We start from the raw sequence: 21,036 nt of genomic DNA, 5'->3' as shown, positions 1-21,036 counted from the left end.
CACTGCCGTATAGGCAGCTAAGAAATGCAGCGACTGCACCTTGGCTTGCTGCCGGTCGTTCACTGCCGTATAGGCAGCTAAGAAACTCAAGAAAGAGCAGAACGGCCAGCCTGCGCCGTTCATTGCCGTGTAGTCCCGTAGGGCGAATGCCGCCATAGGCGGTATCCGCCCTACGGATCGGGTTCCTGGCATGCACGAAGTGAGGCTTGCCCTCCGAGTGGTGGGGCGGCAAACCCGCCCCGTCAGGAGGCCGAGCGGAATCGTTGCGGAGGGGGACGAGTGGCAGGATGCCGCGAGAGCCGCCTCGGTCCACGAAGGACCGTGGCGGCGTGCCGCCGGGAGCAACGATGCAGCGAGGGCACCCCAGCCGAGAAGCGGCTGGGGCCGGATGCCGGGGCGAGTCTTTTGGTTCCTTTTGGACGCTTGCAAAAGGAACTCGCCTGGGAAGGCGAAACAAGAGACCAAGGCAGGCACAAAGAACAGCTTGACCACCAAACATGACGTCCGCTCAAGCGCTAAGCAACAGCGTCCCCCCTCACTGCCGTGTAGCTAAGAAGTCGCGAGCGATATAGTCCCGTAGGGCGAATACCGCCACAGGCGGTATCCGCCGATGCCCCGGAGAGCCGGCGGATAACCGCAAGCGGTCATTCGCCCTACGGATCGGGCTCCTGGCATGCCCTCCGAGTGGCAGGGCGAGTCTTTTGGACGCTTGCAGAAGGAGCTCGCCTGGAAAGTTGAAACAAGAGGCCAAGGCAAGCACGACAAGCAGCTTGAGCAGCAAACATGAAGCCCGCTCGAACGTCCCGTAGGGCGAATACCGCCACAGGCGGTATCCGCCGATGCCCCGGAGAGCCGGCGGATAACCGCAAGCGGTCATTCGCCCTACGGATCGGGCTCCTGGCTTGCCCTCCGAGTGGTGGGCGAGTCTTTTGGACGCTTGCAGAAGGAACTCGCCTGGAAAGGCGAAACAAGATGCCAAGGCAAGCACGACAAGCAGCTTGACCGGCAACCATGACGCCCGCTCAAGCGCTAAGCAACAGCTTCCCCCCTTAGTGCCGTGCAGGTAGCGACGGGAGCTGGGGGCCAGTGCACGCATTTACGGCCCGCCAGGCAGTCCCCGTGCACCCGGTGCCGAAACGCCACCTTCGTGCCCTGAGTCATGGCCAATGCCCCACGGCAAGTCGCTACCCCTCAGTACCCATCCGCCACCGGCGCCAGGTAGAGCCCGACCGCACCAAGGGCAATGCGCAGGTTGCGGATCTCCCCGGCGCGCAGGGTCAGGGTCTGTCCGGCGAGGATGGTCATGCCGTTCCGGCAGGCGTCGCCAGGACCGTTCGGCGCAAGACGCACGTCCACCGCGCCGGGTTGCAGGTTCAGGGCCAGGCTGGCGCCCGGTTGCAGGTTGCCGACCAGTTCGTCGTGGACGTACAGGCCGACATCGCAGGCAGTGCCGGACTCGACCCGCTCGCGGGAAACGTTCAGCACCGCATAGCCGATCGGCGCCGGGTCGGGTTGCGCCCAGCCACCGCTGGCCGGTTGCGGGTCCGCGGCGAGCGCCGGGAGGGCGCAGGCCAGGGCGGCGGTATGGAGCAGCGGGCGAAGAATGGGGAACATGGCGGGCCTCGGCGGCGGGGGCGTAGGGAAAAGCTTGGCCGAAGCCGGGGCCCGGGACAAGTCGGGACGGGCATCCGCGTGCCCGTCCGTCGCTGGGGTCAGGCGCCGCGTTGCGGCAGCATGGCGCGCAGTACGTCGTCCTTCTGCACGCGGTGGTGCCAGATGGCAGCGGCGGCGTGGCCGAGGATCAGCGCGAAAAGCAGGTACTGGACGGTGACGTGGGTGCCGCCGGCGAACGCCTTGAAGGCTTCCGGCAGGTCGAACGGGCCGATCTGCACCAGCCAGAACAGGTCCAGCGGACGCTTGCCGGCGAGCATGCCGGAGAGCGGCATGACGATCAGCACCGCGTACAGCAGGAAATGCCCGGCCTTGGCGGCCGCGCGCTGCCAGTCCGGGTTCCCCTCCAGGGTATCCGGGACACCCTGGACGCGGCGCAGCGCCAGGCGTGTCAGGGTCAGCAGGAGTACCGCCACGCCCAGCGACTTGTGCAGGGTGAAGACGTTGCCCTTGCCGCCGAGCAGGCCGGCGAAGAAGTCGGCGCCGTAGGGCAGGGCGATGATCAGCAGGACCGCGACGGCGCTGAGCCAGTGCAGGGCGATCTGTGACGGGGAATAGCGGCGGATGGACATGGTTCTACCTCGTGAAGAACAAGGTGAACATGTTAACCATGTGCTTTGTAGGGTTTAAGCCTCTTTACTCCGCCTTTACCCGTTCTTGACGCTTTGTCGGTTACCGGATATTTCGAGGATTGACCTTGACACCATGTCAAGGTCGAAAATCGCCCCATCGATGACCAACAGGAGGCAATACCATGCAAGTCTTCAAGGTTCAGGGCATGACCTGCGGCCACTGCGTACGGGCGATCACCCATGCGGTGCAGGCGAAGGATTCGGCGGCGGACGTCCAGGTGGATCTTGGCGCCGGCGAAGTCCGGGTCGCCAGCCGGCTCGACAGCACCCAGGTACTCGAGGCGATCCGCGAGGAGGGCTACGGCGCCGAGCTGGCCTGACCCCAGTCGCGCACCAGGCCACGGAACATCGGCTCCAGCAGGTGTTCCGCGTCCGTATCCGGATCGAACAGGCGCGGGTCGCGCAACCAGTCGTTGAACAGGCCCAGGATCAGCGCGTGCAAGGCGCGCGAGGCGATCCTCGGGGTCATGCCCGGATGCAGCCGCACACGGCATTCGTCGCGGGCGAACAACTGCTCGCAGAGTTCGATGAACATCTGCACGAAGGCGTTGTTGCGTTCCTGCGCCTCGCGCAGTTCCTCGGTGAATTCGCAACGTTGCATCAGGATGGTCAGGATGCGGCGCTTCTTCTCCTGCGTCAGCAACGATTGCACGGCCTCCAGGCAGAGGTCGTAGAGCGAGCGCAGCGGGTCGCTGCCATCGCAGCCGGACAGGCGCTCGGTGAGTTGCTCCGGCGGCAGGCGTACCTGGTTGAGCATCTCGTTGAACAGGTGGGCCTTGTTCTGGAAGTGCCAGTAGACGGCGCCACGGGTCACCCCGGCGGCCCTGGCGATCTGTTCCAGGCTGGTATGGGACACGCCCTTTTCCAGGAACAGTTCCTCGGCGGCCAGGAGGATGGCCGTACGGGTTTTTTCAGAATCTTCCTTTGTGCGTCGCATGCTGTGCTGGGTAGTCGAATCGGTCTCGGCAACGGGGCGGGGAGTGTACCGATTTTAGCCGCGCTCGGGCGGACTCGAAGTATTTCGACACCACCTTTGTCTAATGCTGCTCATTCATGAGTCGTGGATTCCGCGGTTCCACGGTCTCCGGCCATGATCGGCGGGCGTCTTCGGTGTTATGCTGCGCGCTGCTTTTTCGGCGACTCCCCGGCTGTCCGTAGCATCTTCCCGCCAGTACCGGCCTTCAGGCCTGGAGCCGCCCGCCCTCACAGACGATTCAATGATAGGCGTCGTCGTCCCGCTTGCCGGGAGCCGCGCAGGGAAGTGCCTTGCCTGCCACCGACGCGCCCCGTGCCGAGCGATCCATGAACCTGCGCATCCTGCTGATACTGGGAGCCCTGAGCGCCTTCGGGCCACTGGCCATCGATTTCTACCTGCCGAGCTTCCCGACCCTGGCCAAGGCCTTCGCCACCGACGTCGAGCACGTCCAGCTGAGCCTGGCCGCCTACTTCGCCGGCCTGTCCATCGGCCAGTTGCTCTATGGCCCGGTGGCCGACCGCTATGGCCGGCGCCTGCCGCTGCTGGTGGGGGTGAGTATCTTCACCCTGGCCTCGGCCGCCTGCGCCCTGGCGCCGAGCCTGGAGTGGCTGATCGCCGCGCGCTTCGTCCAGGCCCTCGGCGGCTGCGCCGGGATGGTCATCTCGCGGGCAGTGGTGCGTGACCTGTGCGATCCGATCGGCGCCGCCAAGGCGTTTTCCCAGTTGATGCTGGTGATGGGCCTGGCGCCGATCCTCGCCCCCGTGGCCGGCGGCCTGCTGCTGGACTGGCAGGGCTGGCAATCGATCTTCGTCTGCCTGACCCTGTTCGCCGCCCTGGCCGGCCTCGGCGTGGCGTTGTGGCTGCCGGAAACCATCCCGGCCGACGGCGAGCGACCGCCGCTGTCCGGCGCGCTGGGGCAGTACCGGCGGCTGTTCGCCGACCGCCTGTTTCTCGCCTATGGCCTTTCCGGCGGGGTGGCGATGGCCGGGATGTTCGCCTACATCGCCGGTTCGCCCTACGTGTTCATCCAGCTCTACGGGATTCCCGCCGAGCACTATGGCTGGCTGTTCGGCAGCAATGCCGCGGGCTTCATCGTCATGGCACAGGTCAACGCGCGGCTGCTGCGCTATCGCGGGCCGGCGTTCTGGCTGCGGCGGATCATCTGGGGCTACCTGGCGTGCGGCCTGGCCCTGCTGGGCATCGCTTCGCTGCAACCGGCCACGCTGTGGCCGCTGCTGGTTCCGCTGTTCGGATGCGTGGCCAGCCTCGGCTGCATCATTCCCAACGCTTCCGCCTGCGCCATGGCCGGACAGGGACAGCACGCCGGCAGCGCCTCGGCGCTGATGGGCAGCCTGCAGTTCAGCGTGGCGGCGGGCGCTTCGGCGCTGGTCGGCGTGCTCCACGACGGCACGGCGATCCCCATGACTCTGGTGATCGCCGTCTGCGGCGCGGTCGCGACCCTGCTCGCCTGGCAGACCGGGCGCCTGGAGCGCCAGGCCGCCTGAGCGCGGATCAGGCCGTTCGCTGTTTCAGTTCGGGCAGCACATGGGGCGCGCGCAGGCGCGCCTCGAGGCGGTCGACGAAACGCCGGGCCTCGCTTTCGCTACGGAAGTTGACGGCCTGCTGGTCGAGGCAGACTTGCCAGCATTGGCCTTTCGGGGTTTGCGACGGGCGGACGAGGATGTTCATGGCGATTCATCCATCGGGGCTGGAAAGGGAGCTTCAGTCTAGTCCTGTCGGCCCGGAAAACACTGACCGGGATCAGTTTGCCGACAACTGGTCGCCGCTTCGTTTACAGCCCCGCCGCAGAGCGCTTCAGGCTCCTCCCTCGCCCTGCCTTACCCGCTGCCGGTAGGCGCTCGGCGACAAACCCATGACCTTGCTGAACAGGCGCGAGAAGTAGTAGCTGTCGTCGTAGCCGACCGCCTGGCCGACCCGAGCCACGCTCTGGTCGCTGCTGTCCAGCAACTGGCAGGCGTACTCGATCTTCAGGTGCAGGAAGTGCTGGATAGGCGTACGGCCGGTGATCGCCTTGTAGCGACTGACGAAATGGAACTTCGACAGGTTGCAGAAGGCCGCCAGGCGTTCCAGTTCGAGGCGCGCATGCAGGTGTTCGCGCATGTAGGCGTGCAGCCCGTCGAGGTCCAGGCTGCCCTCGCGCAGCGGGCGCAGCAGCGGTAGCTGGCAGAGCAGGCTGCGCAGGCGGCTGGCGGCGAGCAGGAAGTGCTGGAAGCGGTAGCCGCTGTGGCGCACCTCCAGCAGTTGCTCGAAGCCGCCGAGCAGGGCGTGTTGCAGGCCCCAATGGCGCAGCGGGGTGTCGCGGTAGCCGGCGCTGTGTTGCAGCCAGGTGGCGCTGTCGCCGCGCAGGTGGGTCCAAAAGATGGTCCAGGGTTGGCGGTCGTCGGCGGCGTAGTCGTGGGCCATGCCCGGCGGCAGCCAGAGCAGGTCGCCGCTGCCGACCCGGTATTCGCGCCAGGCCTCGCCCTCGCGCACGCGCAACAGGCCCTGGCCTTCGCTGCAATAGATCAGCAGGTGCTCGTCATGGCGCTCGCGGCTCATGCGGTGGTCGCGGGCGCGCCGGTAGTGGCCCAGGGAGGTGGGGTAGAGGTCGCGGCTGAGCGGGTGGACCGCCAGTTTCTCCAGCAGCGCCGCCGGGATCGGCAAGCGCAGGCTGTCGGCCGGCAGGGGCCAGTCGGAGGTGTGCGACATGTCGGTAGCCGGCTCCGCAATATAGTCCATGAACAACACAATTTAGTCGATCTCGCGACCTTCCGCCCAGTGATAGCTTCTTGGCCAAAGCGAGGTCCGAATCGACCTCGTACCAGTCCGCCACAACAATAAAAGCCGGCCTGGCCGGTGCAGGAGGGTTCATGTCAGTCCCAGTCCGCCACCTCATCGCGGGAGCCTTCGTCGAAGGTCTCGGCGCCCAGCGCATCCCGGTCAGCAATCCCCTCGACAACAGCACCCTGGCGGAGATCGCCTGCGCCAGCGCGGAGCAGGTCGAGCAGGCGGTGGCCAGTGCCCGCGAAACCTTCGCCAGCTGGAAGGAAACCCCGGTTTCCGAGCGCGCGCGGGTGATGCTGCGTTACCAGGCGTTGCTCAAGGAACACCACGACGAACTGGCGAAGATCGTCTCCAGCGAGCTGGGCAAGACTTTCGAGGACGCCAAGGGCGACGTCTGGCGCGGTATCGAGGTGGTCGAGCACGCCTGCAACGTGCCCTCGCTGCTGATGGGCGAGACGGTGGAGAACGTCGCCCGCAACATCGACACCTACAGCATCACCCAGCCGCTGGGCGTGTGCGTTGGCATCACCCCGTTCAACTTCCCGGCGATGATCCCGCTGTGGATGTTCCCGCTGGCCATCTCCTGCGGCAACGCCTTCATCCTCAAGCCTTCCGAGCAGGTGCCGCTGACCAGCGTGCGGCTCGCCGAGCTGTTCCTCGAGGCCGGTGCGCCGAAGGGCGTGCTGCAGGTGGTGCATGGCGGCAAGGAACAGGTCGACCAGTTGCTCAAGCACCCGCAGGTGAAGGCGGTGTCCTTCGTCGGCTCGGTCGCCGTCGGCCAGTACGTCTACCACACCGGCACCGCGCACAATAAGCGCGTGCAGAGCTTCGCCGGGGCGAAGAACCACATGGTGATCATGCCCGACGCGGACAAGGCACAGGTCATCAGCAACCTGGTCGGTGCCTCGGTGGGCGCGGCCGGGCAGCGCTGCATGGCGATCTCGGTGGCGGTGCTGGTGGGGGCCGCCCGCGAGTGGATTCCGGAAATCCGCGACGCGCTGGCCAAGGTCCGCCCCGGCCCATGGGATGACAGCGGCGCCAGCTACGGCCCGGTGATCAACCCGCAGGCCAAGGCGCGCATCGAGCGCCTGATCGGCCAGGGCGTGGAGGAGGGCGCGCAACTGCTGCTGGATGGCCGCGGCTACAAGGTCGAGGGATACCCGGACGGCAACTGGGTCGGCCCGACGCTGTTCGCCGGGGTGCGCCCGGACATGGCGATCTACCGCGAAGAGGTGTTCGGCCCGGTGCTCTGCCTGGCCGAGGTCGACAGCCTGGAGCAGGCGATCCGCCTGATCAACGAAAGCCCCTACGGCAACGGCACCTCGATCTTCACCAGCTCCGGCGCCGCGGCGCGGACCTTCCAGCACCACATCGAGGTCGGCCAGGTGGGCATCAACATCCCGATTCCGGTACCGCTGCCGTTCTTCTCCTTCACCGGTTGGAAGGGCTCGTTCTACGGCGACCTGCACGCCTACGGCAAGCAGGGCGTGCGCTTCTACACCGAGACCAAGACCGTGACCGCGCGCTGGTTCGACAGCGACAGCGTGGCCGGGACCAACTTCTCGATCCAGATGCGCTGAAAGGGAGACGGACCGATGACCGACATCGCATTCCTCGGCCTGGGCAACATGGGTGGGCCGATGGCCGCCAACCTGCTCAAGGCCGGCCACCGGGTGAATGTCTTCGACTTGCAGCCCAAGGCCGTGCTGGGCCTGGTCGAGCAGGGCGCGCAGGGCGCCGATAGCGCCTTGCAGTGCTGCGAAGGCGCCGAAGTGGTGATCAGCATGCTGCCGGCCGGGCAGCACGTGGAAAGCCTGTATCTCGGCGACGACGGCCTGCTCGCGCGGGTCGCCGGCAAGCCCCTGCTGATCGACTGCTCGACCATCGCCCCGGAGACCGCGCGCAAGGTCGCCGAGGCCGCCGCGGCGAAGGGCCTGACCCTGCTCGACGCGCCGGTTTCCGGCGGCGTCGGCGGCGCCCGCGCCGGCACCCTGAGCTTCATCGTCGGCGGCCCCGCCGAAGGCTTCGCGCGGGCCCGGCCGGTCCTCGAGAACATGGGCCGGAACATCTTCCACGCCGGCGATCACGGCGCCGGCCAGGTGGCGAAGATCTGCAACAACATGCTCCTCGGCATCCTCATGGCCGGCACCGCCGAGGCCCTGGCGCTGGGGGTGAAGAACGGCCTCGACCCGGCGGTGCTGTCCGAGGTGATGAAGCAGAGTTCCGGCGGCAACTGGGCGCTGAACCTCTACAACCCCTGGCCCGGGGTGATGCCGCAGGCGCCGGCGAGCAACGGCTATGCCGGCGGTTTCCAGGTGCGCCTGATGAACAAGGACCTCGGCCTGGCGCTGGCCAACGCCCAGGCGGTGCAGGCCTCGACGCCGCTCGGCGCGCTGGCGCGCAACCTGTTCAGCCTGCACGCCCAGGCCGATGCCGAGCACGAGGGGCTGGACTTCTCCAGCATCCAGAAGCTCTACCGCGGCAAGGACTGACCCCTACGACCAAAGGTTGATGGCGGGTGCCCGGCACCCGCCCATACTCCAAGGCTCACTCACTGCTTCATCCCTAATAAGAACAATCAGAGGGCTGGAACATGACGTACCTGCAGCAGCACGCCCGCTCGATCGCCGAGCCGGCCGCGTTCTGGGCCGAACAGGCCCGTTCCCTGGCCTGGTACCAGGCGCCCGCGAACATCCTCGAAAGCCTGCCCGACGGCACCCATCGCTGGTTCGCCGATGGCCGTCTGAACAGCGCCTACCTGGCCCTCGACCGGCAGATCGAGGAGGGGCGCGGCGAACAGACCGCGCTGATCTACGACTCGCCGGTGACCGGCACCCAGGACCGCTACAGCTACCTGCGGCTGCGCGACGAAGTGGCGCGCCTGGCCGGCGCCCTGCGGGCCCTCGGGGTCGGCAAGGGCGACCGGGTGATCATCTACATGCCGATGGTGCCGCAGGCGGCCATGGCGATGCTCGCCTGCGCGCGCCTGGGCGCGGTGCATTCGGTGGTGTTCGGTGGCTTCGCTCCCTACGAGCTGGCCCTGCGCATCGACGACGCCACGCCGAAGCTGGTGCTCACCGCTTCCTGCGGGCTGGAGTTCGATCGGGTGATCGAATACAAGCCGCTGGTGGACAAGGCCCTCGAACTGGCGATCCACCAGCCTGCCCACGTCATGGTCTGGCAACGCCCGCAGGCGCCCGCGCGCCTGCACCCGGGCCGCGACCTGGACTGGCAGGACTGCCTCGCCGCCGCCGAGCCGGCCGATCCGCTGCCGGTGGCCAGCGGCGATCCGCTGTACATCATGTACACCTCGGGCACCACCGGTAAGCCCAAGGGTATCGTCCGCGACAACGGTGGCCACGCGGTCGCGGTGCGCTACGCGGTCCGCACTATCTACGGCATGCAGGCCGGCGACGTCTGGTGGGGGATCTCCGACGTCGGCTGGGTGGTCGGCCACTCGCTGATCGTCTACGGCCCGCTGATGTGCGGCTGTACCACGGTGTTCTACGAAGGCAAGCCGGTGCGCACGCCGGACGCCGGCGCCTACTGGCGGGTGATCGAAGAGCACAGGGTGAACAGCCTGTTCTGCGCGCCGACGGCGATCCGCGCGATCCGCAAGGAAGACCCGCATGGCGAACGGGTGAAGCGCTACGACCTGGGTTCGCTGCGCCACCTGTTCCTGGCCGGCGAGAAGCTCGACAGCAGCACCCAGCACTGGCTGGAGGAGCACACCGGGCGGCCGGTCCACGACCATTGGTGGCAGACCGAGACCGGCTGGCCGGTGACCGCGCCCTGCATCGGGATCGCCGGCCACGACCTGCGGGCCGGCTCGACCAACCGCGCGGTGCCCGGCTACCACGTGCAGGTGCTGGACGACGAAGGCCGGCCGCTGGGAGCGAACCGCCAGGGCGCGATCGTCATCGCCCTGCCGTTGCCGCCGGGCTGCGCGCAGACCCTCTGGGGCGACCACCCGCGCTACCTGCAGGCCTACCTGGGCAACTATCCCGGCTACTACCACACCGGCGACGGCGGTTATCTCGACGAGGACGGCTTCGTCTACATCATGGGGCGCACCGACGACGTGATAAACGTTTCCGGGCATCGCCTCTCCACCGGCGAGATGGAGGAACGCGTGGCGCAGCACCAGGCGGTTGCCGAGTGCGCGGTGATCGGCGTGCGGGACGAACTCAAGGGCCACGTGCCGCTGGGCCTGGTGGTGCTCAAGGACGATGCCGGGATCGCCGCCGAGCAACTGCAGCGCGAGCTGGTGGCGCTGGTCCGCGAACAGATCGGCGCGCTGGCCTGCTTCCAGCGGGTGGTGGTGGTCAAGCGGCTGCCGAAGACCCGCTCCGGGAAGATCCTCCGCGCGGTGCTGCGCAAGATCGCCGATGGCGAGGACTACGCGGCGCCATCGACCATCGACGACCCGACGATCCTTGGCGAGATCGAGGCTGCGCTGAGGGTGCGCAAGGCGGGATAGCAAAGGCCAGGGGCACGGCGGTAGGGTGGAAAACGCCGCGCCCCGTGGTCCTGCCGTTCAGAACCCTTCGAGAACGATCTTGCCCTTGGCCCGGCCGCTCTCCAGCAGCGCGTGGGCGCGGCGCAGGTTGGCCGCGTCGATGCGGCCGAAATGCTCGCCGACGGTGGTCTTCAACACGCCTTCGTCGATCAGCCCGGCGACCCGCTCCAGCAGCCGGTGCTGCTCGATCATGTCGTCGGTCTGGAACATCGAGCGGGTGTACATGAACTCCCAGTGCAGCGACAGGCTCTTCTGCTTCAGCTTGCCGATGTCCAGCGACGCCGGGTCGTCGATCAGCGCCAGGCGGCCTTGCGGGCGCAGCGCGGCGACGATCTGTTCGAGGTGCTGGTCGGTGTGGGTCAGGCTGGCGACGTGGCTGACCTCGGCGACACCGATCCGCTTCAGCTCTTCGGCCAGCGGCTTGCCGTGGTCGATCACATGGTGCGCGCCGAGGTCGCGGACCCAGGCCTGGGTCTCTGCGCGCGAAGCGGTGCCGATCACGTTCAGGCCGGTCAGTTGCCGGGCCAGTTGGACCAGGATCGAACCGACCCCGCCGGCGGCACCGACCACCAGCAGGCTCTGGCCCTGGTCGGCCTTGCCTTCGGCGATCTGCAAGCGCTCGAAGAGCAGTTCCCAGGCAGTGATGGTGGTCAGCGGCAGGGCCGCGGCCTGGGCGAAGTCGAGGCTTTTCGGCAGGTGCCCGGCAATGCGCTCGTCGACCCGATGCAGCTCGCTGTTGCTACCGGGGCGGGTGATGTCCCCGGCGTACCAGACCCGATCGCCAGGACGGAACAGGCTGACCTCGCTGCCGACCGCGCGCACCACGCCCGCCGCGTCCCAGCCCAGCACCTTGGCCTGGCCGGCTTCCGGCTGGGCGCGCTGGCGGACCTTGGTATCCACCGGGTTGACCGAGATGGCGCGGACCTCCACCAGCAGGTCGCGCGGGCCCGGCGTGGGCTCGGGCAGTTCGAGGTCGAGCAGGGCGTCGGGATGGTCGATGGGCAGGGATTGGTAGTAACCGACAGCTTTCATGGGAACTCCGGGAAACGGGCCTCAGGCGAGGCGATAGAGTTGGTCGATCTTCACGTTCTGCAGCAGGGCTTCGTTGCCGCGGCTGAAGCGCAGGAAGTGTTCGGTGTTCTGGTGCCGCTCCAGGGCGGCGTCGTCGCGCCACTGCTCGATCATGTAGAACAGGTGGGAGTCGTGGCGGTCCTGGTGCAGGTCGTACTGCAGGCAACCAGCCTCGGCGCGCGACGGGGCGACCAGGGCGCGCAATTCGCGTTCCAGGGCCTCGGCGTGGCCGGGGGCGGCGGTGATGGTGGCGATCAGGGTGAGGGGTGTGCTCATGGTGGGTTCCTTCGATGGGGCGGAGTCAGGATGGGCTATTTCAAATCGCTGAAAAACAGGCTATCAGGGAAGACTCTTTCAAAGGAATCTTGAAAATGCTGCGTTACGACGACCTCCAGGTGTTCGTCCACACCAGCGACAGCGGCTCGTTGTCCGCCGCCGCGCGCCAGTTGGAGATTTCCCCGGCGGTGGCCAGCGCGGCGCTGAAGCGCCTGGAAAGCGAGCTGGAGGTACGCCTGTTCGCCCGCTCCACCCGCAGCCTGCGCCTGACTCCCGAGGGCGACGCGTTCCTCCTGCATGCCCGCGCCTCGTTGCGCAGCCTGGAGGAGGGGCGCCGGTTGCTGCAGGGCGGCAAGGACCAGATCGCCGGGGTACTGCAGCTTTCCGCGCCCTCCGACTTCGGCCGCAACCTGCTGCTGCCATGGCTCGACGAGTTCCAGGCGCGCTATCCGCAACTGAGCCTGCGCCTGCTGCTCGGCGACCGGGTGACCGATCTCTACCGGCAACCGGTGGACGTGGCGATCCGCTACGGCGCACCGGCCGACTCCAGCCTGGTCGCCCTGCCGCTGGCGCCGGACAACCGGCGAGTGCTCTGCGCCGCGCCGGGCTACCTGGCGGAGCGCGGCGAGCCGCGCCAGCCGGACGACCTGCGCGAGCACAATTGCCTGCTCTACCAACTCGGCGGCCGGGTACACGACCGCTGGGCGTTCCAGCGGGGCCGCCGCAGCCTGACCCTGACGGTCGCCGGCGACCGGGTCTGCGACGACGCCGACGTGGTGCGGCGCTGGGCCCTGGCCGGCAAGGGGCTGGTCTACAAGTCCTGGCTGGACGTGGCCGAGGACGTGCGCGCCGGGCGCCTGCGCCTGCTGCTGCCGGAGTGGCAGGGCGAAGCGACGCCGATGAACCTCTTGTGTACCCACCGCGCCCAGTTGACCCGTCCGGTGACCCTCTTGCGCGCGTTCGTGCGCGAGCGTTGCGACGCATTGCTGGCGGAGGCTCCATGGACGAGGAACTGAACCGGGCGGCGAGCCTGGCCATCGAGCTGGCGGACGTGGACAGCGCCGCGCGCTTGCACGAACGCCTGCGCGAGGCCCTGGCGTTGCCGCCGTGGTACGGATGCAACTGGGATGCCTTCTGGGACGCCATCAGCGGCCTGGTGCCGATGCCCCGGCGATTGCGTCTGCAAGGCTGGAGCGACTTCGCCCGGCGCCTGCCGGAGGAAGCGGCGCAGCTTTCGGCCTGCCTGGAGGCGTTGCGCGAGACGTACCCGCAACTGGCGCCGGAAGTCCTGCGCGACGCTTGATCAGTCCCAGCCGAACAGCTCGGCGGCGTTGCGGCTGCTGCTCGCCGCCAGTTCCTCGGCGTCGACCCCGCGCAGCTCGGCGAGGGCGCGGCAGATGTCCGGCAGGTGCTCCGGACTGTTGCGCTGGCCGGGATGCATCGATGGCGCCATGTCCGGCGCATCGGTTTCCAGCACGATGGCCTCGGCCGGCAGCTCCGCCGCCACCTTGCGCAGGCGGTTGGCCTGCGGCCAGGTCGGCGCGCCGCCGAGGCCGAGGCGGAAGCCGAGCTTGAGGTACTCGCGGGCTTCCTCGCGGCTGCCGGCGAAGGCATGGATGATGCCACGGCGCTCCAGGCGGATGCGCTTGAGGGTGGCGATGGTCGCCGCGTGGGCGCGGCGCACGTGGATCAGCGCCGGCAGGCGGAATTCCGCGGCCAGCCGCAGTTGGGCCTCGAACAGCGCCTGCTGGGCGTCGCGGTCGAGGTGTTCCAGGTAGTAGTCCAGGCCGATCTCGCCGACCGCGCAGAGCTTCGTCTCGCCGCGCAGGCGTTGCAGCCACTGGCGCAGGTCGTCCAGGTGCTGCGGGCGGTGCCGCGCCAGGTAGACGGGGTGCAGGCCGAGCGCCGCGTACAGGCCATCCTCGGCCTGCGCCAGGTCCCAGACCCGTTGCCAGTTCTCGCGGTAGACGCCGAGCACCACCTGGCGCTCGACCCCCAGCGCGCGGCTGCGTTGCAGCAGCGCGGCGCGGTCGGCGTCGAAGTCCGGGAAGTCGAGGTGGTTGTGGGTGTCGACCAGGCGCATGGCGGCCGGCTCAGTCGCGCAGCTTGAGTTGCCGGGGGACGGCGTGCAGGCCCGGCCGGTAGTCGTTCTCCTCGACCGCGCGGAGCGCCAGTTCGAGGGCGTTGGCGGCGATCAGCGCGTGCTGCTGGTAGATCGAGTTGACCTTCAGCGGCACGAAGTCGAGCAACTGGGTGTCGCCGAAGGTCGCCACCCGCAAGCCTTCGGGCCAACCGTCGGCGCGCGCCTGGAACACATCGAAGACGCCTTCGAGGAGTACATAGGCAGTGGTCACCAGGGCGTCGGGCAGGTAGCCCAGGCGCTCGAGCAATTGCTCCATCAGGCGGCGTCCGCACTCGCGGCTGAACACCTCGGCATGCTCGACGATGACCTCGCCGCGGAAGTCCTTCAGCGCCTGGCGGAAGCCGGCGGCGCGGTCGTGGCTGATGATCAGGTCCGCCCGCGCGCCGAGCAGGGCGATATGGCGCGGCGCCGGTTGCAACAGGGTTTCGGTGAGGCGGCGCGCGGCGTCCTGGTCGTCGCTGATCACCGAGGCGAAGCGCTGCGGGTCGAGCTGGCGGTCGATGGCCACCACCGGCAGGCCTTCGGCGACCAGCCGGGCATGGGTATCATCCCCGGCCGGCAGGCAACTGGCGACGATCAGCGCGTCGCAGCGGCGCGCGCGGAACAGGTTGACCACCTGGCGCTCGGTCTCCGGCTCGTCGTCGGAGCAGGCGATCAGCAACTGGTAGCCGCGCGCCCGGGCGCCTTGTTCGAGTTGCTTGGCGAGGCGGGCGTAGCTGGGGTTTTCCAGGTCCGGGAGGATGAAGCCGAGGGTGCGGGTCTGCCCGCGGCGCAGGCCGGCGGCCTGCTGGTCCGGCTGGTAGCCGTGTTCCTCGACCACGGCAAGCACGCGCTCGACGGTGGCGGCGCTGATGCGCCGCTGGGCGGCCTTGCCATTGATGACGTAGCTGGCGGTGGTCACCGAGACCCCGGCCAGGCGGGCGATATCACTGAGTTTCAAACCGATCTCTACTGGAGGCGACGACAAGTTGGGCTTCAAGGATCAATCATTATCGGGTAACGTGCCAATTTAATTAAGTGAATCGATTCAGCAAAAGATTCCGGCGAAGCCGGCGCCCCCTGCCCCAGGCTGCCTCGCGCAGCCCGAACGCGGCGCCGCCTACGCTATGGCAGGTCAATGACAACAAGCGGATCACCGCCCCTGGCTGTACGGAAGGCTCCCGCGAGCCGCTTTCCGCTACCGCCGGCACATCCCGCGCCCGCGCCTCGGCGCGGCGGGACGATCCGGACGTGAGACGGGGAGCCGTTCGCTCCTGAGGAGGTTTCCATGCTCGAACTCGATACCCGGCAGATCCGCATGGGCCAGCGCGCCGCGGACAAGGCCGAAGCCCTGCGCCTGCTCGGCGCGGCGCTGGTCGCCGACGGCCTGGCCGCGCCCGGCTATGCCGAGGGCCTGAAGGCGCGCGAGGCACAAGGCTCCACCTACCTCGGCCAGGGCATCGCCATACCCCATGGGACCCCGGATACCCGCGAGCTGGTCTTCAGCACCGGTGTGCGCCTGCTGCAATTCCCCGAGGGAGTGGACTGGGGCGATGGCCAGCAGGTCTACCTGGCCATCGGCATCGCGGCGAAGTCCGACGAACACCTGCAGCTCCTGCAATTGCTCACCCGCGCCCTCGGCGAGGCCGACCTGGGACCGGCGCTGAGCGCGGCCGCCAGCGCCGAGGAAGTCCTCGGCCTGTTGCAGGGCGCGCCGCAGGAACTGGCGCTGGACGCACAACTGGTCGGCCTCGGCCAGAACGCCGAGGACCTCGACGAACTGGCCTGGCTCGGCGCGCGCCTGTTGAAGAAGGCCGGCTGCGTGGAGAACGGCTTCGCCGCCGTGCTCCAGCAGACCGAACCGTTGCCGCTGGGCGACGGGCTGTGCTGGTTGCACAGCGAACAATTGGTGAAGCGCCCCGGGCTGGCCTTCGTCACTCCGGCGCAACCGTTGCAGCACCAGGGGCAACTGGTCACCGGGCTGTTCTGCCTGGCCAGCCTGGGCGAAGCGCACCAGGCGCTGCTCGAACGCCTGTGCGACCTGTTGCTGGAAGGGCGTGGCGCCGAGCTGGTGCGCGCCACCAGCAGCCGCAGCGTACTCGCGGCGCTCGGTGGCGAGCTGCCGCCGGACTGGCCCAGCGCGCGAGCGGTCCTGGCCAACCCGCATGGCCTGCATGCCCGCCCGGCGCAGGCGCTGGCGCAGCTGGCCAAGGGTTTCGCCGGCGAGATCCGGGTACGCCTGGCCGACAGTGAGGCGGCCCCCGTCTCGGCGAAGAGCCTGAGCAAGCTGCTCGCCCTCGGCGCGCGACGCGGCCAGACGCTGGAGTTCAGCGCCGAGCCGGCGATCGCCGAGGACGCGCTGCCAGCCTTGCTGGCCGCGGTGCGCGAGGGGCTCGGCGAGGAGCTCGAAGCGCTGGCGGAGGAGGCCTTGCCCGATGCCGTCGGCGAGGCGGAAGAGGATGCCCGGCCGGCGCCGCTGCGCGCCGGCGAGCGCCTGCAGGCAATCGCCGCGTCGCCGGGCATCGCCAGTGGTCCGGCGCATGTCCAGGTGGCGCAGCGCTTCGAGTTCCAGCCGCGCGGCGAGTCGCCGGCCCATGAACGCGAGCGCCTGCTGCGGGCCAAGCGGGCGGTGGACGAGGAGATCGTCGGCCTGGTCGAACGCAGCACGGTGAAGGCGATCCGCGAGATTTTCGTCACCCACCGGGAGATGCTCGACGATCCGGAACTGGCCGAGCAGGTGCAACTGCGCCTGAATCGCGGCGAAAGCGCCGAAGCGGCCTGGAGTCGGGTGGTGGAAGACAGCGCGGCGCAACAGGAGGCGCTGCACGACGCGCTGCTCGCCGAGCGCGCCGCCGACCTCCGCGACCTCGGCCGGCGGGTGCTGGCCAGGCTCTGCGGGGTGGAGGCGCCGCGCGAGCCGGAGCAGCCGTACATCCTGGTGATGGACGAGGTCGGCCCCTCCGATGTCGCCCGCCTCGACGCCCAGCGGGTCGCCGGCATCCTCACGGCGCGCGGCGGCGCCACTTCGCACAGCGCGATCATCGCCCGCGCCCTCGGCATTCCGGCATTGGTCGGCGCCGGCGCGGCGGTGCTCGGCCTGGAGCCTGGCACGGCACTGCTGCTGGATGGCGAGCACGGCTGGCTGCAGGTGGCGCCGAGCACCGAACAGTTGCAGCAGGCCGCCGCCGAGCGCGACGCCCGCCAGCAGCGCCAGGCCCGCGCCGACGCGCAGCGGCTGGAGCCTGCGCGGACCCGCGATGGCCACGCGGTGGAAGTCTGCGCCAACCTTGGCGACACCGCCGGCGCCGCGCGCGCGGTGGAGCTGGGCGCCGAGGGCGTTGGCCTGCTGCGCACCGAGTTCGTCTTCATGAACAACGCCCGCGCGCCGGACCTGGCGACCCAGGAAGCGGAATACCGTCGGGTGCTCGACGCCCTCGACGGACGTCCGCTGGTGGCGCGGACCCTGGATGTCGGCGGGGACAAGCCGCTGCCGTACTGGCCGATTCCCCACGAAGAGAATCCCTATCTGGGCCTGCGCGGTATCCGCTTGACCCTGCAGCGACCGCAGATCCTCGAGACCCAGTTGCGCGCGCTGTTCCGCGCCGCCGGGGAGCGGCCGCTGCGGGTGATGTTCCCGATGGTCGGCAGCCTCGACGAATGGCGCCAGGCGCGTGACCTGGCGCTGCGCCTGCGCGAGGAAATCCCGCTGGCCGACCTGCAACTGGGGATCATGGTCGAGGTGCCCTCGGCGGCGTTGCTCGCGCCGGTGCTGGCCCGCGAGGTGGACTTCTTCAGCGTCGGCACCAACGACCTGACCCAGTACACCCTGGCTATCGATCGCGGCCACCCGAGTCTTTCGGCCCAGGCCGACGGCCTGCATCCGGCGGTGCTGCAACTGATCGACATGACCGTCCGCGCCGCCCACGCCGAGGGCAAGTGGGTCGGCGTCTGCGGCGAACTGGCGGCCGACCCGCTGGCGTTGCCGCTGCTGGTCGGCCTGGGAGTGGACGAGCTGAGCGTCTCGGCGCGCAGCATCGCCCTGGTCAAGGCCGGCGTGCGCGAACTGCAGCTGGTCGCTGCGCGCGGCCTGGCCCGCAAAGCCCTGGGCCTGGCGAGCGCCGCCGAGGTCCGGGCCCTGGTGGAAGCGGAGGTGCAGTAATGGCGCGGATCCTGACGATTACCCTGAACCCTGCGCTGGACCTCACCGTGCGCCTGCGCCAGCTGGAACTGGGGGCGGTTAACCGCAGCGAGGCGGTGCTGACCCAGGCCGCCGGCAAGGGTCTGAACGTCGCCCAGGTGCTTGCCGACCTCGGCCATCGGTTGACGGTCAGCGGCTTCCTCGGCGAAGACAACCAGCCGCCGTTCACCGCCATGTTCCAGCGTCGTGGCTTCGCCGATGCGTTCGTCCGGGTGCCGGGCGAAACCCGCAGCAACATCAAGCTGGCCGAGCGCGGCGGGCGCGTCAGCGACCTCAACGGGCCGGGCCCGGAGGCCGACGAGCGAGCCCAGGCGGCGTTGCTCGAACGCCTCGACCGGCTTGCCGGGGAGCACGAGCTGGCGGTGGTCGCCGGCAGCCTGCCGCGCGGGGTCGAGCCGGAATGGCTGGGCGAACTGCTGCGGCGCTTGCGGCGCCTCGGCCTGAAGGTCGCCTTCGACAGCAGCGGCGCGGCCCTGCGCGAAGGTGTGAAGGCTGCGCCGTGGATGATCAAGCCGAACGTCGAGGAACTGGCCGACCTCTGCTCGGCGCCGATGGACGACCTGGCCGCACAGCGCCAGGCGGCCGAACGCCTGCGCCAGGACGGGGTAGGCCAGGTGGTGATTTCCCAGGGCGCCGCGGGGGTCAACTGGTTCGCCGCCGAGGGTGCCTGGCAGGCGCGGCCGCCGGCGGTGGAAGTGGCCAGCACGGTGGGCGCCGGCGATTCCCTGCTGGCCGGCATGCTGCACGGGCTGGCCAGCGGCTGGCCGGCCGAGCGGGTGCTGCGTCAGGCCACCGCCATCGCCAGCCTGGCGGTGACCCAGTTCGAGTTCGGCATCGGCGATCCGCAGCGCCTGGCGCGGATCGAAGCGGGCGTCGTGGTGCAGCCATTGGTCGAGGAGGCCTGAGATGAAACTAGCGATCGTCACCGCCTGCCCTGGCGGACAGGTCACCAGCGTGCTCGCCGCGCGCCTGCTGCGGGGCGCCGCCGAGCGCCTGGGCTGGGAAACCTGCGTCGAGGCGAATGCCGGGTCGAGGCCCGAGGGCGAACTGAGCGCCGAACAGATCGCCGAAGCCGACTGGGTCCTGCTGGTCGGCGTCGAGCCGCTGGCGGCGGCGCGTTTCGTCGGCAAGCCGGTGTATCGCGCGCGTCCCGCCGAGGCGCTGGCCGATCCGCGCGCCTTCCTCCAGCGGGCCGCCGCCCTGGCGAGCGTGGAGGTCGCCGGGGACGAGGTCGGCCTGGTTGCGCCGGAGGCCGGAGCGGCACCGCGGATCGTCGCGGTGACCGCCTGTCCGACCGGCGTGGCGCACACCTTCATGGCCGCCGAGGCGTTGCAGCTCGCGGCGGGGCAACTGGGCTTCGCGTTGCAGGTCGAGACCCAGGGCTCGGTCGGCGCGCGCAACCCGCTCGACCCGGCGGACATCGCCGCCGCCGACGTGGTCCTGCTGGCCGCCGACATCGACGTGGACACGGCCCGTTTCGCTGGCAAGAGGATCTACCGTTGCGGCACCGGCGTGGCCCTCAAGCAGGCCCGCGCGACGCTCGAGCGGGCGCTGGCGGAAGGGCAGGTCGAGAGCGCGGGCGCAGCCAGCGCGGTGGTCGCCAGGGACGAGAAGCGCGGGGTGTACAAGCACCTGCTGACCGGGGTGTCGTTCATGTTGCCGATGGTGGTCGCGGGCGGCCTGCTGATCGCCCTGTCGCTGGCCTTCGGCATCGATGCCTACAAGCAGCCGGGCAGCCTGGCGGCGGTGCTGAGGACGGTCGGCGACACGGCTTTCGTCCTGATGGTGCCGATGCTCGCCGGCTACATCGCCTATTCCATCGCCGACCGCCCGGGCCTGGCGCCGGGCATGCTCGGCGGCCTGCTCGCCGGGACCCTCGGCGCCGGGTTCATCGGCGGGATAGTCGCCGGCTTCATCGCCGGCTATGCGGCGCGGGCCATCAGCCACGGGCTGAGGCTGCCGGCGAGCCTGGAAGCGCTGAAGCCGATCCTGGTCATCCCGTTGCTGGCCAGCCTGGTCACCGGCCTGCTGATGCTCTACGTGGTCGGCAAGCCGGTGGCCGGGATGCTCGCGGCACTGACCGGGTTCCTCGACGGCATGGGTACCTCCAATGCCATCCTCCTCGGCCTGCTGCTCGGCGGGATGATGTGCGTCGACCTCGGCGGACCGGTCAACAAGGCCGCCTACGCCTTTTCCGTCGGCCTGCTCTCGTCGCACAGCTACGCGCCGATGGCAGCGGTGATGGCGGCGGGCATGGTGCCGCCGATCGGCATGGGCCTGGCGACCCTGCTGGCGCGGCGCAAGTTCGCCGAGAGCGAGCGGCAGGCCGGCAAGGCAGCCTCGGTGCTGGGGCTGTGCTTCATCTCCGAAGGCGCCATCCCGTTCGCCGCCAAGGACCCGTTGCGGGTGATCCCGGCGAGCATCGCCGGCGGCGCGCTGACCGGCGCCCTGTCGATGTATTTCGGCTGCAAGTTGCAGGCGCCTCACGGCGGGTTGTTCGTGATGCTGGTGCCCAACGCGATCAACCACGCCCTGGCGTACCTGCTGGCGATCGTCGCCGGCAGCCTGCTTACCGGGCTGCTCTACGCCGTGCTCAAGCGCGGCGCCGAGCCGGGACTGGCGTTGGGGACCTCGTCCTCGCGGGAGCCGGCGGCTGGCGGATAGCCGCGAGGCGGTCATGCGCCCTACGCCACCTGAGCTACGTGGCAGGGGGTAGGGCGAATAACGCCGCAGGCGTTATCCGCCGAGACTCCGGAGAACCGGCGGATAACCGCAAGCGGTTATTCG

At 69.2% G+C, this 21,036-nt stretch carries 19 protein-coding genes; 10 read left to right on the top strand and 9 right to left on the bottom strand.

Translation table 11 applies throughout. The annotated features are described in order from the left end of the window. Window positions 1-1,191: 1,191 nt before the first annotated feature. Window positions 1,192-1,614 (bottom strand): hypothetical protein, encoded by a 423-nt coding sequence (locus HMPREF3014_RS27085; protein ID WP_023087108.1) that lies wholly within the window; start codon window positions 1,612-1,614, stop codon window positions 1,192-1,194. Window positions 1,615-1,712: 98 nt separating this feature from the next. Continuing rightward, window positions 1,713-2,243, bottom strand: coding sequence for a cytochrome b (locus HMPREF3014_RS27080; RefSeq protein ID WP_003092155.1), 531 nt, complete (start codon window positions 2,241-2,243; stop codon window positions 1,713-1,715). Window positions 2,244-2,425: 182 nt separating this feature from the next. On the opposite strand from HMPREF3014_RS27080, the gene HMPREF3014_RS27075 reads away from it, so the two are divergent. Beyond that, entirely contained in the window at window positions 2,426-2,623 is a 198-nt protein-coding gene (locus HMPREF3014_RS27075; RefSeq protein WP_003092153.1) for a heavy-metal-associated domain-containing protein, read from the top strand. Here HMPREF3014_RS27075 and nalD read toward each other — a convergent pair. Beyond that, window positions 2,602-3,240: an efflux system transcriptional repressor NalD gene (gene nalD / locus HMPREF3014_RS27070; RefSeq protein ID WP_003092152.1), complete on the bottom strand. Its 639-nt coding sequence runs from the start codon at window positions 3,238-3,240 to the stop codon at window positions 2,602-2,604. The two genes, HMPREF3014_RS27075 and nalD, sit on opposite strands and share 22 nt — an antisense overlap. A gap of 365 nt (window positions 3,241-3,605) precedes the next feature. On the opposite strand from nalD, the gene HMPREF3014_RS27065 reads away from it, so the two are divergent. Continuing rightward, window positions 3,606-4,784: a multidrug effflux MFS transporter gene (locus tag HMPREF3014_RS27065; RefSeq protein ID WP_003092150.1), complete on the top strand. Its 1,179-nt coding sequence runs from the start codon at window positions 3,606-3,608 to the stop codon at window positions 4,782-4,784. A gap of 7 nt (window positions 4,785-4,791) precedes the next feature. Here HMPREF3014_RS27065 and HMPREF3014_RS27060 read toward each other — a convergent pair whose 3' ends face one another. Further along, window positions 4,792-4,968: a hypothetical protein gene (locus tag HMPREF3014_RS27060; RefSeq protein WP_003104346.1), complete on the bottom strand. Its 177-nt coding sequence runs from the start codon at window positions 4,966-4,968 to the stop codon at window positions 4,792-4,794. 126 nt (window positions 4,969-5,094) lie between these two features. Next, the gene (gene mmsR / locus HMPREF3014_RS27055) at window positions 5,095-6,018 is read right to left on the bottom strand and encodes an MmsAB operon transcriptional regulator MmsR (protein ID WP_003122160.1); all 924 of its coding nucleotides are present in this window, start codon (window positions 6,016-6,018) and stop codon (window positions 5,095-5,097) included. Window positions 6,019-6,149: 131 nt separating this feature from the next. Here mmsR and mmsA point away from each other — a divergent pair, with 131 nt between their 5' ends. The 3 genes from mmsA (at window position 6,150) to HMPREF3014_RS27040 (ending at window position 10,543) form a co-directional block, all read left to right on the top strand. Next, on the top strand, window positions 6,150-7,643 hold the full coding sequence (gene mmsA, locus HMPREF3014_RS27050; RefSeq protein ID WP_009876901.1) for a CoA-acylating methylmalonate-semialdehyde dehydrogenase: 1,494 nt from the start codon (window positions 6,150-6,152) through the stop codon (window positions 7,641-7,643). Between the two features lie 15 nt (window positions 7,644-7,658). Next, window positions 7,659-8,555 carry a 3-hydroxyisobutyrate dehydrogenase gene (gene mmsB / locus HMPREF3014_RS27045; protein WP_003113890.1) on the top strand — a complete coding sequence of 299 codons (897 nt, stop codon included), beginning with the start codon at window positions 7,659-7,661 and terminating at the stop codon, window positions 8,553-8,555. A 101-nt stretch (window positions 8,556-8,656) separates the two neighbouring features. Continuing rightward, window positions 8,657-10,543 carry a propionyl-CoA synthetase gene (locus tag HMPREF3014_RS27040; RefSeq protein WP_003104354.1) on the top strand — a complete coding sequence of 629 codons (1,887 nt, stop codon included), beginning with the start codon at window positions 8,657-8,659 and terminating at the stop codon, window positions 10,541-10,543. 57 nt (window positions 10,544-10,600) lie between these two features. Here HMPREF3014_RS27040 and HMPREF3014_RS27035 read toward each other — a convergent pair whose 3' ends face one another. Then, on the bottom strand, window positions 10,601-11,614 hold the full coding sequence (locus HMPREF3014_RS27035) for a zinc-binding alcohol dehydrogenase family protein (RefSeq protein WP_003104356.1): 1,014 nt from the start codon (window positions 11,612-11,614) through the stop codon (window positions 10,601-10,603). Window positions 11,615-11,635: 21 nt separating this feature from the next. Continuing rightward, window positions 11,636-11,929, bottom strand: a complete 294-nt coding sequence (locus tag HMPREF3014_RS27030) for a putative quinol monooxygenase (RefSeq protein WP_003104358.1) — start codon at window positions 11,927-11,929, stop codon at window positions 11,636-11,638. Window positions 11,930-12,024: 95 nt separating this feature from the next. Here HMPREF3014_RS27030 and HMPREF3014_RS27025 point away from each other — a divergent pair, with 95 nt between their 5' ends. Next, window positions 12,025-12,945 (top strand): LysR family transcriptional regulator, encoded by a 921-nt coding sequence (locus HMPREF3014_RS27025; RefSeq protein WP_003092132.1) that lies wholly within the window; start codon window positions 12,025-12,027, stop codon window positions 12,943-12,945. Beyond that, window positions 12,930-13,232 carry a barstar family protein gene (locus HMPREF3014_RS27020; protein WP_003111769.1) on the top strand — a complete coding sequence of 101 codons (303 nt, stop codon included), beginning with the start codon at window positions 12,930-12,932 and terminating at the stop codon, window positions 13,230-13,232. The genes HMPREF3014_RS27025 and HMPREF3014_RS27020 overlap by 16 nt, the downstream gene beginning before the upstream one ends. Here the strand turns inward: HMPREF3014_RS27020 and HMPREF3014_RS27015 are convergent, their stop codons facing one another. Together HMPREF3014_RS27015 and cra are read right to left on the bottom strand one after the other, a co-directional pair. Next, complete coding sequence (locus HMPREF3014_RS27015; protein WP_003104370.1) at window positions 13,233-14,012, bottom strand: TatD family hydrolase; 780 nt, start codon at window positions 14,010-14,012, stop codon at window positions 13,233-13,235. 10 nt (window positions 14,013-14,022) lie between these two features. Next, window positions 14,023-15,012, bottom strand: a complete 990-nt coding sequence (gene cra, locus HMPREF3014_RS27010; protein ID WP_003104372.1) for a catabolite repressor/activator — start codon at window positions 15,010-15,012, stop codon at window positions 14,023-14,025. Between the two features lie 327 nt (window positions 15,013-15,339). On the opposite strand from cra, the gene ptsP reads away from it, so the two are divergent. Genes ptsP through HMPREF3014_RS26995 form a run of 3 tightly spaced genes read left to right on the top strand, consistent with a single transcriptional unit; the run spans window position 15,340 to window position 20,913 of the window. After that, a complete protein-coding gene (ptsP, locus tag HMPREF3014_RS27005; protein WP_014602624.1) occupies window positions 15,340-18,210 on the top strand; it encodes a phosphoenolpyruvate--protein phosphotransferase in 2,871 nt (956 codons plus the stop codon). After that, window positions 18,210-19,154, top strand: coding sequence for a 1-phosphofructokinase (gene pfkB, locus HMPREF3014_RS27000; RefSeq protein WP_012613743.1), 945 nt, complete (start codon window positions 18,210-18,212; stop codon window positions 19,152-19,154). Before ptsP ends, pfkB begins: the two co-directional genes overlap by 1 nt. A gap of 1 nt (window position 19,155) precedes the next feature. After that, window positions 19,156-20,913, top strand: a complete 1,758-nt coding sequence (locus HMPREF3014_RS26995; protein ID WP_023081535.1) for a PTS fructose-like transporter subunit IIB — start codon at window positions 19,156-19,158, stop codon at window positions 20,911-20,913. Window positions 20,914-21,036: the final 123 nt, after the last annotated feature.

This window comes from Pseudomonas sp. HMSC065H01, from assembly GCF_001815235.1.
GTDB lineage: Bacteria > Pseudomonadota > Gammaproteobacteria > Pseudomonadales > Pseudomonadaceae > Pseudomonas > Pseudomonas aeruginosa.
This window is presented reverse-complemented; position numbering and strand designations above follow the sequence as displayed.

Excerpts from the sequence above, each read along its gene's own strand:
- HMPREF3014_RS27075 (WP_003092153.1), top strand. The coding sequence starts at position 2,426 with ATGCAAGTCTTCAAGGTTCAGGGCATGACCTGCGGCCACTGCGTACGG.
- nalD (WP_003092152.1), bottom strand. The coding sequence starts at position 3,240 with ATGCGACGCACAAAGGAAGATTCTGAAAAAACCCGTACGGCCATCCTC.
- HMPREF3014_RS27035 (WP_003104356.1), bottom strand. The coding sequence starts at position 11,614 with ATGAAAGCTGTCGGTTACTACCAATCCCTGCCCATCGACCATCCCGAC.
- HMPREF3014_RS27085 (WP_023087108.1), bottom strand. The coding sequence starts at position 1,614 with ATGTTCCCCATTCTTCGCCCGCTGCTCCATACCGCCGCCCTGGCCTGC.
- mmsB (WP_003113890.1), top strand. The coding sequence starts at position 7,659 with ATGACCGACATCGCATTCCTCGGCCTGGGCAACATGGGTGGGCCGATG.
- HMPREF3014_RS27060 (WP_003104346.1), bottom strand. The coding sequence starts at position 4,968 with ATGAACATCCTCGTCCGCCCGTCGCAAACCCCGAAAGGCCAATGCTGG.
- HMPREF3014_RS27030 (WP_003104358.1), bottom strand. The coding sequence starts at position 11,929 with ATGAGCACACCCCTCACCCTGATCGCCACCATCACCGCCGCCCCCGGC.
- mmsR (WP_003122160.1), bottom strand. The coding sequence starts at position 6,018 with ATGGACTATATTGCGGAGCCGGCTACCGACATGTCGCACACCTCCGAC.
- HMPREF3014_RS27065 (WP_003092150.1), top strand. The coding sequence starts at position 3,606 with ATGAACCTGCGCATCCTGCTGATACTGGGAGCCCTGAGCGCCTTCGGG.
- pfkB (WP_012613743.1), top strand. The coding sequence starts at position 18,210 with ATGGCGCGGATCCTGACGATTACCCTGAACCCTGCGCTGGACCTCACC.
- HMPREF3014_RS27025 (WP_003092132.1), top strand. The coding sequence starts at position 12,025 with ATGCTGCGTTACGACGACCTCCAGGTGTTCGTCCACACCAGCGACAGC.
- HMPREF3014_RS26995 (WP_023081535.1), top strand. The coding sequence starts at position 19,156 with ATGAAACTAGCGATCGTCACCGCCTGCCCTGGCGGACAGGTCACCAGC.
- ptsP (WP_014602624.1), top strand. The coding sequence starts at position 15,340 with ATGCTCGAACTCGATACCCGGCAGATCCGCATGGGCCAGCGCGCCGCG.
- HMPREF3014_RS27040 (WP_003104354.1), top strand. The coding sequence starts at position 8,657 with ATGACGTACCTGCAGCAGCACGCCCGCTCGATCGCCGAGCCGGCCGCG.
- HMPREF3014_RS27015 (WP_003104370.1), bottom strand. The coding sequence starts at position 14,012 with ATGCGCCTGGTCGACACCCACAACCACCTCGACTTCCCGGACTTCGAC.
- HMPREF3014_RS27020 (WP_003111769.1), top strand. The coding sequence starts at position 12,930 with ATGGACGAGGAACTGAACCGGGCGGCGAGCCTGGCCATCGAGCTGGCG.
- HMPREF3014_RS27080 (WP_003092155.1), bottom strand. The coding sequence starts at position 2,243 with ATGTCCATCCGCCGCTATTCCCCGTCACAGATCGCCCTGCACTGGCTC.
- mmsA (WP_009876901.1), top strand. The coding sequence starts at position 6,150 with ATGTCAGTCCCAGTCCGCCACCTCATCGCGGGAGCCTTCGTCGAAGGT.